Below are 12746 nucleotides of genomic sequence, written 5' to 3'. Positions count from 1 at the left end.
GTCAGCCCTCCGCCGCGATGCGCGGATCGAGCCGCGCGTAGAGCAGGTCGACGACGAAGTTGACGACAATCACAAGGAGCGCGGACACGAACACGATGCCGAGCAGGGTGTTGAGGTCGCGCTGCACCACGGATTCATAGGCGAGGCGGCCGAGGCCGGGCAGCGAGAACACGCTCTCGACAACGACCGAGCCGCCGAGCATGGTGCCGGCCTGCAAGCCGATCAGCGTCACCATCGGCAGCAGCGCGTTGCGCAGCACGTGGCGGGTGATGACATGGGTCTCGTCCAGCCCCTTGGCGCGGGCGGTGCGGACGAAATCGAGGTTCAAGACCTCCAGCATCGAGGCGCGCATGATGCGCAAATAGATCGCAAGGAAGATCAGCCCGAGCGTCGTCGTCGGCAGCACGAGGTGGGCTGCGATGTCGAGCACGCCCCGGATGCCGGTCTGCACCGTTCCGATGTCCTGGAAGCCGCCGGATGGCAGCCATTGCAGATAGACCGAGAACACCACGATCGCCATCAGCCCGAACCAGAACGAAGGGGTGGCGTAGAAGATCAGGCCGAGCGTCGAGATCAAGGTGTCCGGCCAGCGGTTGACGCCGCGCGCGGCGATCACGCCGAATACGAGGCCAAAGAAGAACGCGAACGACAGCGACGCGGTCATCAGCAGGATGGTCGGCGGCAGCCGTTCCAGGATCACGGTCGCCACCGGCTTGCCGTAGATCGAGGAGAAGCCCAGATCGAGCCGCACCAGGTGCCACAGATAGTTGCCGAGTTGCGCCGGAACCGAGAGGTCGAGCCCGTAGAACTTGCGCAGCTGCTGCGCGGTCGCGGCGTCGCCGCCGCCCATCTGCGCCATCAGCGCATCGACGGTGTCGCCCGGCGCGAGCTGCAGCAGCAGGAACACGCCGATCAGGATCAGGAACAGGGTCGGGATCGAGGCGGCGAGCCGCCGCCCCGCAAGGCTCAGGATACGCATCGGTTATCTATAGCGTTTTCGAACGAAGTGGACACTGGCCTCTCGGTCTCCTCGCCCCGCTTGCGGGGAGAGGTCGGATCGCATGCAGCAAAGCGAAATACGATCCGGGTGAGGGGGTACAGGTCTATCGATGGAGCGATCTCGCGGAGACGGCCCCTCACCCCGACCCTCTCCCCGCGAGAGCGGGGCGAGGGGGAAGTGGACCGCGCCGGGTGGCCTCAAGCCGAAAGCCACAGATCGTGCCAGCTCGCCGAGCCCCAGCGCGGCGTGTTGGAGTGGTTGCGCGCCTTTGCCGTGATCACGGTGACGAAGATCTGCTCGATCGGCATCCAGACCGGCAGCTCGGTGTTCACCTCCTTGACGAAGTCGGCATAGAGCGCCTTGCGCTTGACCGGATCGACTTCGGTCGCGGCATCGTCGATGGTCTTGTCGACCGTCTTGTCCTCCCAGCCCCACTGGTTGGTCCACGGCGCGCCCTTGGGCTGGCCGGAGCGGTACCACACCGTGGTCGAGACCGCGGGGTCGTTGCGATACTGATGCCAGCCGGTGGCGAGATCGAAGGCGTGGTCGTCATAGACCTGCTTGAGGAAGCCGCCGCCGTCGTTGCGCACGATATCGACCTGGATGCCGACTTCTCCCAGCGACTGCTGGATGAAGGTCGACCACAGCGAGATGTCCTCGCCCCACGGGGCCGGCAGCAATTTCAGCGAGAAGCGGTTGCCGCCGGTGGCCTTGAAGCCGGCCTCGTCGAGCAGCGCGATCGCCTTCGCCTTGTCATAGGGATATTGCGGCGTGTTCGGCCCGGGATAGAAGTCGGTCGAGGTCGAGGGGATCGGCCCGGTGCCGAGCTTGGCGAAATCGCCCAAGAAATTCTCGATGAAGAACGGCACGTTGATCGCATGCGCAATGGCGCGGCGGACTCGGATGTCGGACAATTCCTTGCGGCGGAAGTTGAACTCGATGGTGTTGGTACGGGCGTTGCCCTCATTGCCCTTGGTCTGGACCATGAAGCGCTTGTCCTTGCCGAGCCGCGCCATGTCCGAGATCGTCAGCCCCGAGAACGGGCTGTAGTGCAATTCGCCCGCCTCCATCTGGGCGGCGGCCGCGGCGCGATCGGTGATCACTTTCCAGACGATGCGGTCGAGATAGGGCGCATTCGGCCGCCAGTAATCCGGATTGCGGTCGGCGATGATGTATTGCCCGCGCTCGTATTTGACGAATTTGAACGGGCCGGTGCCGACCGGCGCCAGATTGGTCGGGTTCTGCCTGATGTCGCCGCTCTCATAGAGATGCTTGGCGGAGACGTAGCCGAGGTCGGGCAGGGCCCGGAGCAGCAGGTTCAGCGGCATCGGCCGCTCGTAGTGGAAGATCGCGGTCTGCGGATCGGGCGTATCGACCGATGTGAGGAACAGCTGCAGCGTCGATCCGTAGTTGAGGATCTTCTTCCACATGTTCATCGCGGTGAAGGCGACGTCCTCCGAGGTGAACGGCTTGCCGTCGTGCCAGGTGATGCCCTTGCGCAGCTTGAAGGTGACGGTCTTGCCGTCCGGCGTCGCCTCCCAGCTCTCGGCGAGCACGCCGACCGGCTGGCCGTTGGCGTCGAGGTCGACCAGATTCTCCTGGATCTTGCCGCCGATGATGTAGACGCCGGTCGAGGCCTGGATGCTGGGGTTGAGCTGGCGCTGCTCGGCGCCGTAATGGACGTTGAACACGCCGCCCTTGCGCGGGGTTTCCTGCGCGAATGCCCGCATCGGATTGATGACGTTGGCCGCAATCGCGGCCGAGGTCAGAAGGGCCGTGCGGCGGTTGATCTCAAGGCGGGACAAATCCATACGCGGGGTCTCCGGAACATACATAAAGGCTTGCATCGGGCGGCCAGCCGATCGGCCGTGGCGCCCCTTTGCGATGTTACGATGGAATGGGAACTTGAGTCATTTTCTAATGCCTCGGCCTTTTGGAGGATCGTTTCCGAAACCTGAAGTGGCGCACTGCCGTGGTTCGCAACCCGACTTGTGCGCAGCATTGTCGCACGCCTGCGGCGCGAGATGCGCCGGGTGATTCGCGCGAGGGGTTGTTTCGGGAGCCCCGAAGCCGCGCAAACCCTGCAATTTTAGGGGTCGGAAGCGACTTGACTGGAAAAAACACTGGAAAAGCCCCTGATTCGGGGGCTGTCCACAGCGATATTGCTGTGGTGAGTGCAGAAAACACTGTTTTTCTCGGCGTTTTCCGCCATATCGTGCCCACTCCAGAATCAATGGAGCAACCATGGCTACCCAACTGTCGAAGTCGCAAGTGATCGAGAAGATCGCGACCACCACCGAACTCTCCAAGCGCGACGTCAAGAACGTTTTGGACTCGCTCGTCGATGTCGGCCACAAGGAGCTGAAGAAGGCCGGGGTGTTCCTCGTCCCCGGCTTCGCCAAGTTCGTTGTGGTCAAGAAGCCGGCGACCAAGGCGCGCAAGGGCACCAACCCCTTCACCGGTGAAGAGATGATGTTCAAGGCCAAGCCGGCCCGGAAGATCGTCCGCGCACGGCCGGTCAAGGCCGCCAAGGACGCGGTTTAAGATGAAAGGCCTCCGGTGACGGAGGCCTTTTGCTTTTGAGCCGTCGCATCCTGCCGTTGGTTGCCCGCTTGAGCGTTTTCGAGCGAAGTGGACACCGGTTCGCGTGAAGAAAACGCGCCAAAGCAAAGTCTCGAGCTCCGGTTTCTGGTTGAACCAGGACCGGGGCTCTAGACCACCGGCGACCGGCCCCCATCGACATTGATGGCGGTGCCGGTGATGTAGGAGCCTTGCTCCGAAGCCAGGAAGCAGGCGAGGTTGGCGAACTCCTCCGCCGTGCCGATGCGGCCGAGCGGCGTGCCCCGGGCCAAGCCCTTGGCGAATTCCCCGAAATCCGTGTTCGGCGCCTGGGCCGCGTGCCGCTTGACCCATTGATCGCTCATGATCAGGCCGACCAGCAGCGCATTCACCAGGATGTTGTGCTCGCCGCCTTCATTGGCCATGACCTTGGTCAGCGCCATGCCGGCGGCGCGCGACACCGAGGTCGGTGCCGAATTGCCGGCCGGCGCCTTCGCAAAGGTGTTGAGCACGTTGATGATGCGGCCCCATTTGCGCTGCTTCATGCCCGGCCACACCAGCCGGCTGAAGCGGATCGCGGCGAACAGCTTCAGGTCGAGGTCCTCCTGCCAGGCCTCGTCGCTGATGCTCTCGAAGGCCAGCGTGCGCGCCGTGCCGGCGTTGTTGACCAACACGTCGATCTTGCCGAGATCCGCGACGATCAGCTCGTGAGCCTTGGCGATGTCGGCGGCCTTGGCGACGTCGCAGACGTAATCGCGGACCACGAGGCCGTCCCTGGCGAGTGCCTCGCGCGCCGCAGTGAGGTCGGCCGCGCCACGGGCGAGGATCGCGACCCTGGCGCCGGACTCCGCAAACCGCCGTGCCACCGCGATCCCGATGCCCTTGCTGCCGCCGGTGACCACGGCGACACGGTCTTTCATTGTGAGGTTCATTGTTGTTCTCCCTGGGGCTGGCCCGGAGAGAACGCTATCAAACCGACAGCGCGACCAACAAGGTCATGCAGAGCAGGTGTGCTGTGACAATCAGTGCGAGATGGAGCGGGCCGGACATCCGAGGTCTCCGTTGTGGTGCGCCGTGAGGCATTCCGTAAGGTGAGCACTGTCGCCCGTCCCCCTCTCCCGCTTGCGGGGGAGGGCTGGGGTGGGGGCTCTCTCCGCGAGTCATACTGTGGAGAGAGCCCTGTGGAGAGAGCCCCCACCCGCCGCGCGCTAGGCGCGCGTCGGCCTCCCCCGCAAGCGGGAGAGGCGAAGCGAGTTCGCGGATCGACCAGCAACGCCATATGCGATTGCCCTGCCTTTGAAGGCGAGGTGGAAGCGCGTCCTAATTCAAGCTCGCGCCAGCGGTAAAACTGCGGTCGACGGCTTTACCGACATCCAGCGTCTTGCCGAGGATGCCGTAGCGCGTGGCGCGGTCGGAGGCGGCCTGCACTTCCTTCACCACGGCCTCGTCGATCGCGATCGGGCTGGTCTTCTGCGCGGTGTAGGCGGCGAGCAGCACGTCTTCCGGCAGCCTGGTCAGTTCGGCCGTATTCCTGGCATACTCCGCGACATGGTCGAGCGACCACAGCCGCGCCTTGTTGAGCCGCTGCACCAGATCCTGCACCGCGGCGCGCTTGGTCGCGATCGCGTTGTCGGAGGCGACGATGAAGGTGATGGTCGGCGTCAGACCCTCGCCATCGGCGACGATCCGCGCCTTGTCCTTCAGCGTTGCAAAGGAGACGTAGGGCTCCCACACCGCCCAGCCGTCGATCGAGCCGGCCACGAGCGCGATCTTGGCGTCGACCGGGCCGAGCGGCGCGAAGGTCGCGTCCTCGATCCTGCTGCCGGCCTTTTCCAGCGTCGCATCGATCAGGAACTGGCCCCAGCCGCCGCGGGTACCGGCAAGACGCTTGCCCTTCAGATCGGCCGCCGTCTTGATCGGCGAATCCGCGCGCACCAGGATCGCCTGGGTCTTCGGGTCGGCGCGCGTGCCGCCGATCGCCTTGATCGGCGCGCCCGCGGCATAGACCGAGAGGAAGGCGAGATCGCCGGTGTAACCGACGTCGAGCGCGCCGGCGTTGAGCGCCTCCAGAATCGGGGCTGCGGCCGGGAATTCCGACCATTCGATCTTGTACGGCAGATCCTTGGCGAGGCCGGAAATCTCCAGCAGCGAGCGGTTGCCGCCCTTCTGGTCGCCGACGCGCAGCACGATCGCGTCAGTCGCGAAAGCTGCGGCCGATGTCGACAGCGTGATCACGGCCGTGATCAGCGCGGCCGCGGTGCGGCGCGTGAAAGTATAGGGAGAACCCGAGCGGGTCAGTTTGCGCATATGCATTTTCTTTCTGATTCATTCGCTGCTCGTCGGGAAGCGCGGCAGCGTTCGACCGAGTCTATGAGCAAGCCGTTCGCCGTCAACGAAACGGAAAACTGAAATCAGCCCGTGCGCAGCAAGGATGATCTCGCCGAGCCCTTGTGCGTAGAAGACATCGCGCAAGCGGCGATGTTTCGCTCAAATTTGGTGCAATCGATGCCGTTCTGTCGCACGTCTGCGCCGCGGCGAGCGCGAAAATCCTTTCATCGTCGCGCGCTGCGATCGTGGAGAGTTCAGCTGCGGCGCAGACTACATTCGAAATTCCATTTCATTGACGATGAACTTGTCGCGCCGCATCATTTGCGCGTTGCTTTGAGGGCAATAGCGCCGGAGAAATCCGCTTTTTCTAAACCATGAGCTTCGAACGACGGGGCGTGCAGACGGAGACGTTTTGCGCGCGGGGCGGAGCCTTGCCGAAATGCAGGAGTGATGATGTCGACGGATAACAAGAAGACGGTGATGGATCGCCGCACCTTGCTGCGCGCGGGCGCCGCCGCAGCCTTTGCCGCGCCGATCGGCGCCTATGGCGCGCAGGCCTTCGCACCGCGCCCGGTGGCATCGGCGATCGACTTCTCCGAGTTCCCGATCTGCAAGACCGCATCCGACGCGCCGCCACTGACGGGCGCGCCGCGCAAGCTGAAATTGTCCTGGAACGCCGGCGCGGTCTGCCTCGCGCCGCTCCCGGTCGCCATCGACCATGGCTTCTTCCAGAAGCAGAATCTCGATGTCGAGCTCGTCAACTATTCCGGCTCGACCGACCAGCTGCTGGAGGCGATCGCCACCGGCAAGAGCGACGCCGGGCTCGGCATGGCGCTGCGCTGGTTGAAGCCGCTCGAGCAGGGTTTTGACGTCAAGATCGCCGCCGGCACCCATGGCGGCTGCATGCGCGTCTTGACCCGCGCCAATTCCGGCGTCGACAAGCTCGCCGATCTCAAGGGCAAGATCGTCGCGGTCGGCGATCTCGCCGGTCCCGACAAGAATTTCTTCTCGATCCAGCTCTCCAAGCTCGGCATCGACCCGGTGAGGGATGTCGACTGGCGCGCCTATCCCGGCAACCTTTTGAACGTAGCGGTCGAGAAGGGCGAGGTGCAGGCCTTCCTGTCGTCGGACCCGCTGGCCTATCTCTGGCTGAAGGACACGCAGTACAAGGAGGTCGCCTCCAATCTCGACGGCGAATACCGCGACAAGAGCTGCTGCATCGTCGGCCTGCGCGGCAGTTTGGTGCGGGAAGAGCCCCACGTCGCGCGTGCCATCACCCAGGCGCTGCTCGATGCCGCGATGTTCACCTCACAGAATCCGGACAAGGCGGCGAAGTCGTTCCAGCCCTATGCGCCGAAGGCGGCGAGCCTCGCCGATCTCGAGGCGATGGCGCGTTACCACACCCATCACCATCATCCGACCGGCGAAGTGCTCAAGCGCGAGCTCAAGGGCTACGCCGACGACCTGAAATCGGTGCAGGTGTTCAAGCAGAGCACCGACACGGCCAAATTCGCGGAGCGGATCTATGTCGACGTATTCAGTGTCTGACACGACGGCCGCCGCGCCGCGCGCCGCGGTCACGTTCGCGAACCTCTCCGGCAGCTATGGCGTTGGCCTCGCGGCAAGCCTCGCCTGGCTCGCGTTCGGGCTTTCCTGCCTCTATTGGCCCGATGTCGGCGACTGGTCGCGGACGGAATCGCTCGGCATCGGCGCGATCGTCATCGCGGCCTTCATCCTGTTCGGTACATTCAGCGCGGATTATCTCGGCAGTGCCGGGCAGGCGCTGCGCAAGCGCGCGCCATGGCTGGTGGCCTTCGGCGCCTTCGTCACGCTGTGGGAGGTCGCCACCGCGAAGTTCGCCTGGCTGCCGCTGCCGTTCTTCCCGCCGCCGCAGTCGATCCTCGAGGTCTATACCGACGATCTGCCAAAACTGCTCGACAGCGTGTTCGCCTCGATCAAGCTGCAGCTCGGCGGCTACATCATCGGCGCGACGATCGGCTTTGTGACCGGCGTCTCGATCGGCTGGTCGCAGAAGATCGGGTACTGGGTGCATCCGGTGCTGCGCTTCATCGGTCCGCTGCCCGCCACCGCCTGGCTGCCGATCGCGTTCTTCACTTTCCCATCGAGCTGGAGCGCCTCGACCTTCCTGATCGCGCTTGCCACCGGCTTCCCGGTGACGGTCTTGACCTGGTCGGGCGTGGCGAGCGTCAGCAGCGCCTACTACGACGTCGCGCGCACGCTCGGCGCCAAGCCGTCGTTCCTGGTGCTCAAGGTCGCGATTCCTGCCGCGTTGCCGCACGTGTTCGTCGGCCTCTTCATGGGGCTCGGCTCGTCCTTTGCCGTGCTCGTGGTCGCCGAGATGATCGGCGTCAAGGCCGGGCTTGGCTGGTACCTGCAATGGGCGCAGGGCTGGGCGGCCTATGCCAACATGTATGCGGCGCTGATCGTGATGTCGCTGCTCTGCTCCGGCGCGATCACGCTATTGTTCCGGTCCCGCGACCGCCTGCTGGTCTGGCAGAAGGGTGTCGTCAAATGGTAGTGCAGTCCGCCGCCGACGCGATCACCTATCCCGCCGTCGGCGCCGAGCTCGACATCGAAGGCGTCAGCCACGCCTTCGATATCGACGGCGTTGTCCTACCGGTGCTCGACAATGTGAACCTATCGATCGCGCCGGGCGAGTTCGTGGCGCTGCTCGGCCCGTCCGGCTGCGGCAAGTCGACCTTGCTGCGGCTGGTGGCCGGGCTCGAGAAGCCACGCAGCGGCGCGCTGCGTGAGGATGAAGTCCGCATTGCTGGCCCGCATCCCTCGCGTGTCGTCGTGTTCCAGGATCCGACGCTGTTTCCATGGCGCTCGGTCTGGGACAATGTCGCGCTCGGGCTGGAAGCGCAGGGCATCCTGAAGGCACAGCGGCACCGGGTCGATGCCGTGATCGAGCTGGTCGGCCTGTCGTCGTTCCGCAACGCCTATCCGCACCAGCTCTCCGGCGGCATGGCGCAGCGCGTGGCGCTGGCGCGTGCGCTGGTCAACGATCCGAAGATCCTGGTGCTCGACGAGCCGCTCGGCAAGCTCGACTCGCTGACGCGGATTGCGATGCAGGCCGAACTGGTGGCGCTGTGGCAGCGCAAGGGCTTTACCACGCTGCTCGTCACCCATGACGTCGAGGAAGCGCTGGTGCTCGCCAACCGCGTCATCGTGCTCTCCGATCGTCCGGCGCGGATCAAGGCCGATATCGCCGTCGCGCGGCCATACCCGCGGCATCGCGGCGATCCTTATTTGGCCGAGCTGCGCAAGCAGATCCTCGGGCTGCTCGGACTGGAGGCGACATGGTGACGACAGCGGCGAAGGAGCTGCCGCCGGCGAACGAGCCGGAGCACATCGCGCGCGCGTTGCGGCTCGCCGAGGTGTTTGCCGCGCGCGCGCCCGCGCATGATCGCGATGCCAGCTTTCCTTTCGAGAATTTCGTTGACCTGTCGCGCGAAGGCCTGCTGGCGCTGACGGTGCCCGTGGCGCTCGGCGGAGGCGGGGCGGGCGCGCGGGATGCCACGCGTGTGCTCGGCATCATCGGCAAGGCCGATCCGTCGACCGCGCTGGTGCTGTCGATGCATTACATCCAGCATCTGGTGATGGCGCGCAGCACGCGTTGGCCGGCACGTCTTTCGCGCAAGCTCGCCAGGGAGACGGTCGAGGGCGTGGCGCTGATCAACGCGTTGCGCGTCGAGCCCGAGCTCGGCTCGCCCGCGCGCGGCGGCCTGCCGGCGACCACGGCGCGCCGCACCGAGACCGGCTGGCGGCTGACCGGCCGCAAGATCTATTCGACCGGCGCGCCGATCCTGAAATGGTATTCGGTCTGGGCGAAAACCGACGAGCCGGAGACCCGTGTCGGTTTGCTTCTGGTTCCCGCCGGGTTGCCGGGAACGTGGATCGAGGAGACCTGGGATCATCTCGGCCTGCGCGCCAGCGGCAGCCACACCGTGATCTTCGACGATGTGGTGTTTCCGCTGGACTCTGAGATCGACGTTCGCAGGCCCGACGACTGGAAGGTTCCCGACGTCACCCAGGCGACTGTGCACGCGATCTTCGTCGCCGCGATCTATGACGGCATCGCCCGCGCGGCGCGCGACTGGCTGGTCAAATTCCTCAAGGAGCGGGTGCCCGCCAATCTCGGCGCGCCGCTGGCGACGCTGCCGCGCATGCAGGAGGTCGTCGGCGGCATCGAGGCCCGGCTTGCCGTCAATGCCCGCCTGATCGACAGCTTCGCCGCCGATTTCGATAACGGCTTCCCGCTGTCCGCGATCGAGTCTAACATCATCAAGCTGACGGTGACCAACAACGCCGCAGCAGTGGTGGAGGATGCCTTGTCGCTGACCAGCAATCACGGCCTGTCGCGAACCAATCCGCTGGAGCGGCATTACCGCGACGTGCTGTGCGGGCGCGTCCATACCCCGCAAGACGATGCCACCCGTGTCTCCGCCGGACGCTCCGCGCTGGGCGTCTGAAAACAACAGCCAACAACAACGGAGTTGTCAGTCATGCCGGTCGAGTTCATCGGCTTCATCACCAACAACAATGCCTCCGAGACCATTGTCCGGTCAGGCCCGGTGCTCGATCCGCCCTATATCGAGACCGTCGCCAAGGCCCATGAGCTGGCCGGCTTTGATCGCGCGCTGCTCGCGTTCCACTCGACCACGCCGGACGCGTTGCAGGTCGCGCAGCATGTCCTGACCATCACCAAGCAGCTCAAGGTGATGATCGCGCAGCGGCCGGGCTTCACCGCGCCGACGCTGTTGGCGCGCCAGCTCGCGACGCTGGATCAGTTCTATGGCGGCCGCGTCTCGCTGCACGTCATCACCGGCGGCAACGCCATCGAGCTGCGCCAGGACGGCAACACGCTCGACGACAAGGACGAGCGCTACGCCCGAACCAGCGAATTCCTCGACGTGGTGCGGCTGGAATGGACCAGCGAGAAGCCGTTCAACTACAGCGGCAAGTACTACAACGTCGAGAACGGCTTCTCGCAGGTGAAGCCGTTGCAGAAGGGCGGCATCTACACCTTCGTCGGCGGCGGCTCCGATGCCGCGGTCGAGGTCGCGGGCAAGCATGCCGACACCTTCGCGCTGTGGGGTGAATCCTACGCGCAGGTGCGCGACGTCACCGCGCGGGTGCGCGCGGCCGCGGCGAAGCACGGCCGCCCGACGCCGCGCTTCAGCCTGTCTGTGCGGCCGATCCTGGCCGACACAGAGGAGAAGGCCTGGGCGAAGGCGGAGCATATCCTCGCGCGCGCCACCGCGTTGCAGGACCAGACCGGCTACCGCCGGCCCAATCACGCGACCGACGGCGCCAAGCGGCTGCTGGCGCTCGCCGATCAGGGCACGCGGATCGACAAGCGGCTGTGGACCGAGATCGCAAAGCTCACCGGCGCCAACAGCAACACGACCGCGCTGGTCGGTACGCCCGAGCAGGTCGCCGAGGTGTTCGCCGATTACTACGATCTCGGCGTCAGCCATTTCCTGATCCGCGGCTTCGATCCGCTGGTCGATGCCATCGACTATGGCCGCGAGCTGATCCCGCTGACCCGGAAGCTGATCGAAGCACGCGACCAGCAGCGGGGGATTGCCGCCGAATGATCCGTCTCATTGTCGCGGCGGCGTTTGCGCTTGCCGCCATCGACGCGGCCTGCGCGCAGACCACGCTGCGCGTCGGCGACCAGAAGGGCAATTCGCAGGCCGTGATGGAAGCGGCCGGCGTGCTCAAGGACGTTCCCTACAAGATCGAATGGAAGGAATTCGCCGCCGCAGCGCCGCTACTCGAGGCCTTGGGGGCGGGTGCGATCGACACCGGCCTGGTCGGCGACGCGCCGTTCACGTTCGCGGCCGCCGCCAAAATTCCGGTCAAGGCGATCGCGGCCGTGCGGCAGTCGCGCGACGGGCTCGCGGTCGTGGTGCCTGAGAATTCCCCGATCAAGAGTTTTGACGGTCTGCGCGGCAAGAAGATCGCAACCGGCCGCGGCTCGATCGGCCATCAGCTGATCCTGGCCGCGCTGGAATCGAAGGGCTGGCAGGCGAGCGACGTGCAGATCGTGTTCCTAGCGCCGTCGGATGCCAAGGTCGCGTACACGCAAGGCGCTGTCGACGCCTGGTCGACCTGGGAGCCCTATGTCAGCCAGGAAGAGGTGCTGTTCAAGTCGCGCCGCGTCATCACGGCCGACGGCATCACGCCCGGCCTCGGCTTCCAGGTCGCAACGCCTGATGCGATCACGGGCAAGCGCGCCGAGCTCGAGGATTTCGTGCGCAGGCTCGCGGCCGCGCGCGCATGGTCGCAGAACAATGTCGAAGGCTACGCTGCGACCTGGGGCAGGTTGATGAACATCCCGCCCGCGGTGCCGCTGAACTGGCTGGCGCGGGCCAAGATCCGCATCGCGCCGATCGACGACAGCGTAGTGGCCGACGAGCAGAAGACCATCGATCTCTACGACCGCTGGGGCCTGATCCGGCAGAAGATCAACGCCGCCGACATCGTCGACCGCTCGTTTGGCGCGGCCGTGGAGAAGGGTGCGGGGCTGTAGACTTCTGTACAAGATGGCTGCCGCATAGGCACTCGTCTCCCTTTCCCGCTTGCGGGGGAGGGCCGGGGTGGGGGCTCTCTCCACGAGTCGTATCGTGGTGAGAGCCCCCACCCGCCGCACTCCGGACGACGCTTCGCGTCGCCCGTCGCGCGTCGACCTCCCCCGCAAGCGCAGGGGAATCGCACGTGCGCGGCTGCAAGTAGTTGCCAAATCGGGAGAAAGAGATTCTGAAGGTCGCTCCTGATCTAGAGGGAGCGGCCGATGCAACGATTTGCCGAGTGCTTCGAAGATTTGCCC

The 12746-nt window shown here is 65.3% G+C and carries 11 protein-coding genes; 7 read left to right on the top strand and 4 right to left on the bottom strand.

Annotated features, from left to right (window positions below):
* Position 1 precedes the first annotated feature (1 nt).
* Positions 2 to 979, bottom strand: a complete 978-nt coding sequence (locus AC066Y_RS14695) for an ABC transporter permease (RefSeq protein WP_478274483.1) — start codon at positions 977 to 979, stop codon at positions 2 to 4.
* Between the two features lie 218 nt (positions 980 to 1197).
* Positions 1198 to 2811 carry an ABC transporter substrate-binding protein gene (locus tag AC066Y_RS14690; RefSeq protein WP_478274482.1) on the bottom strand — a complete coding sequence of 538 codons (1614 nt, stop codon included), beginning with the start codon at positions 2809 to 2811 and terminating at the stop codon, positions 1198 to 1200.
* A 433-nt stretch (positions 2812 to 3244) separates the two neighbouring features.
* Here AC066Y_RS14690 and AC066Y_RS14685 point away from each other — a divergent pair, with 433 nt between their 5' ends.
* Positions 3245 to 3544, top strand: coding sequence for an HU family DNA-binding protein (locus tag AC066Y_RS14685; protein WP_021077434.1), 300 nt, complete (start codon positions 3245 to 3247; stop codon positions 3542 to 3544).
* Between the two features lie 167 nt (positions 3545 to 3711).
* Here AC066Y_RS14685 and AC066Y_RS14680 read toward each other — a convergent pair whose 3' ends face one another.
* A complete protein-coding gene (locus AC066Y_RS14680; RefSeq protein WP_478274481.1) occupies positions 3712 to 4491 on the bottom strand; it encodes an SDR family oxidoreductase in 780 nt (259 codons plus the stop codon).
* A 388-nt stretch (positions 4492 to 4879) separates the two neighbouring features.
* A complete protein-coding gene (locus AC066Y_RS14675; protein WP_478274480.1) occupies positions 4880 to 5866 on the bottom strand; it encodes an ABC transporter substrate-binding protein in 987 nt (328 codons plus the stop codon).
* A gap of 471 nt (positions 5867 to 6337) precedes the next feature.
* On the opposite strand from AC066Y_RS14675, the gene AC066Y_RS14670 reads away from it, so the two are divergent.
* Genes AC066Y_RS14670 through AC066Y_RS14645 form a run of 6 tightly spaced genes read left to right on the top strand, consistent with a single transcriptional unit; the run spans position 6338 to position 12449 of the window.
* On the top strand, positions 6338 to 7435 hold the full coding sequence (locus AC066Y_RS14670) for an ABC transporter substrate-binding protein (RefSeq protein ID WP_478274479.1): 1098 nt from the start codon (positions 6338 to 6340) through the stop codon (positions 7433 to 7435).
* The gene (locus AC066Y_RS14665) at positions 7413 to 8426 is read left to right on the top strand and encodes an ABC transporter permease (protein ID WP_478274478.1); all 1014 of its coding nucleotides are present in this window, start codon (positions 7413 to 7415) and stop codon (positions 8424 to 8426) included. Before AC066Y_RS14670 ends, AC066Y_RS14665 begins: the two co-directional genes overlap by 23 nt.
* Positions 8420 to 9217 carry an ABC transporter ATP-binding protein gene (locus AC066Y_RS14660; RefSeq protein ID WP_478274477.1) on the top strand — a complete coding sequence of 266 codons (798 nt, stop codon included), beginning with the start codon at positions 8420 to 8422 and terminating at the stop codon, positions 9215 to 9217. Before AC066Y_RS14665 ends, AC066Y_RS14660 begins: the two co-directional genes overlap by 7 nt.
* Complete coding sequence (locus AC066Y_RS14655) at positions 9211 to 10383, top strand: acyl-CoA dehydrogenase family protein (protein ID WP_478274476.1); 1173 nt, start codon at positions 9211 to 9213, stop codon at positions 10381 to 10383. Before AC066Y_RS14660 ends, AC066Y_RS14655 begins: the two co-directional genes overlap by 7 nt.
* A 33-nt stretch (positions 10384 to 10416) precedes the next feature.
* Entirely contained in the window at positions 10417 to 11511 is a 1095-nt protein-coding gene (locus tag AC066Y_RS14650; protein WP_097670316.1) for an LLM class flavin-dependent oxidoreductase, read from the top strand.
* On the top strand, positions 11508 to 12449 hold the full coding sequence (locus AC066Y_RS14645; RefSeq protein WP_478274475.1) for an ABC transporter substrate-binding protein: 942 nt from the start codon (positions 11508 to 11510) through the stop codon (positions 12447 to 12449). The genes AC066Y_RS14650 and AC066Y_RS14645 overlap by 4 nt, the downstream gene beginning before the upstream one ends.
* Positions 12450 to 12746 lie beyond the last annotated feature (297 nt).

This window comes from Bradyrhizobium sp. USDA3010 (assembly GCF_056429065.1).
This window is presented reverse-complemented; position numbering and strand designations above follow the sequence as displayed.

What these genes read in the sequence shown, in the direction of transcription:
- AC066Y_RS14650 (WP_097670316.1), top strand. Translation starts at nt 10,417, where the DNA reads ATGCCGGTCGAGTTCATCGGCTTCATCACCAACAACAATGCCTCCGAG.
- AC066Y_RS14680 (WP_478274481.1), bottom strand. Translation starts at nt 4,491, where the DNA reads ATGAACCTCACAATGAAAGACCGTGTCGCCGTGGTCACCGGCGGCAGC.
- AC066Y_RS14645 (WP_478274475.1), top strand. Translation starts at nt 11,508, where the DNA reads ATGATCCGTCTCATTGTCGCGGCGGCGTTTGCGCTTGCCGCCATCGAC.
- AC066Y_RS14685 (WP_021077434.1), top strand. Translation starts at nt 3,245, where the DNA reads ATGGCTACCCAACTGTCGAAGTCGCAAGTGATCGAGAAGATCGCGACC.
- AC066Y_RS14670 (WP_478274479.1), top strand. Translation starts at nt 6,338, where the DNA reads ATGATGTCGACGGATAACAAGAAGACGGTGATGGATCGCCGCACCTTG.
- AC066Y_RS14660 (WP_478274477.1), top strand. Translation starts at nt 8,420, where the DNA reads ATGGTAGTGCAGTCCGCCGCCGACGCGATCACCTATCCCGCCGTCGGC.
- AC066Y_RS14675 (WP_478274480.1), bottom strand. Translation starts at nt 5,866, where the DNA reads ATGCGCAAACTGACCCGCTCGGGTTCTCCCTATACTTTCACGCGCCGC.
- AC066Y_RS14655 (WP_478274476.1), top strand. Translation starts at nt 9,211, where the DNA reads ATGGTGACGACAGCGGCGAAGGAGCTGCCGCCGGCGAACGAGCCGGAG.
- AC066Y_RS14665 (WP_478274478.1), top strand. Translation starts at nt 7,413, where the DNA reads ATGTCGACGTATTCAGTGTCTGACACGACGGCCGCCGCGCCGCGCGCC.
- AC066Y_RS14690 (WP_478274482.1), bottom strand. Translation starts at nt 2,811, where the DNA reads ATGGATTTGTCCCGCCTTGAGATCAACCGCCGCACGGCCCTTCTGACC.
- AC066Y_RS14695 (WP_478274483.1), bottom strand. Translation starts at nt 979, where the DNA reads ATGCGTATCCTGAGCCTTGCGGGGCGGCGGCTCGCCGCCTCGATCCCG.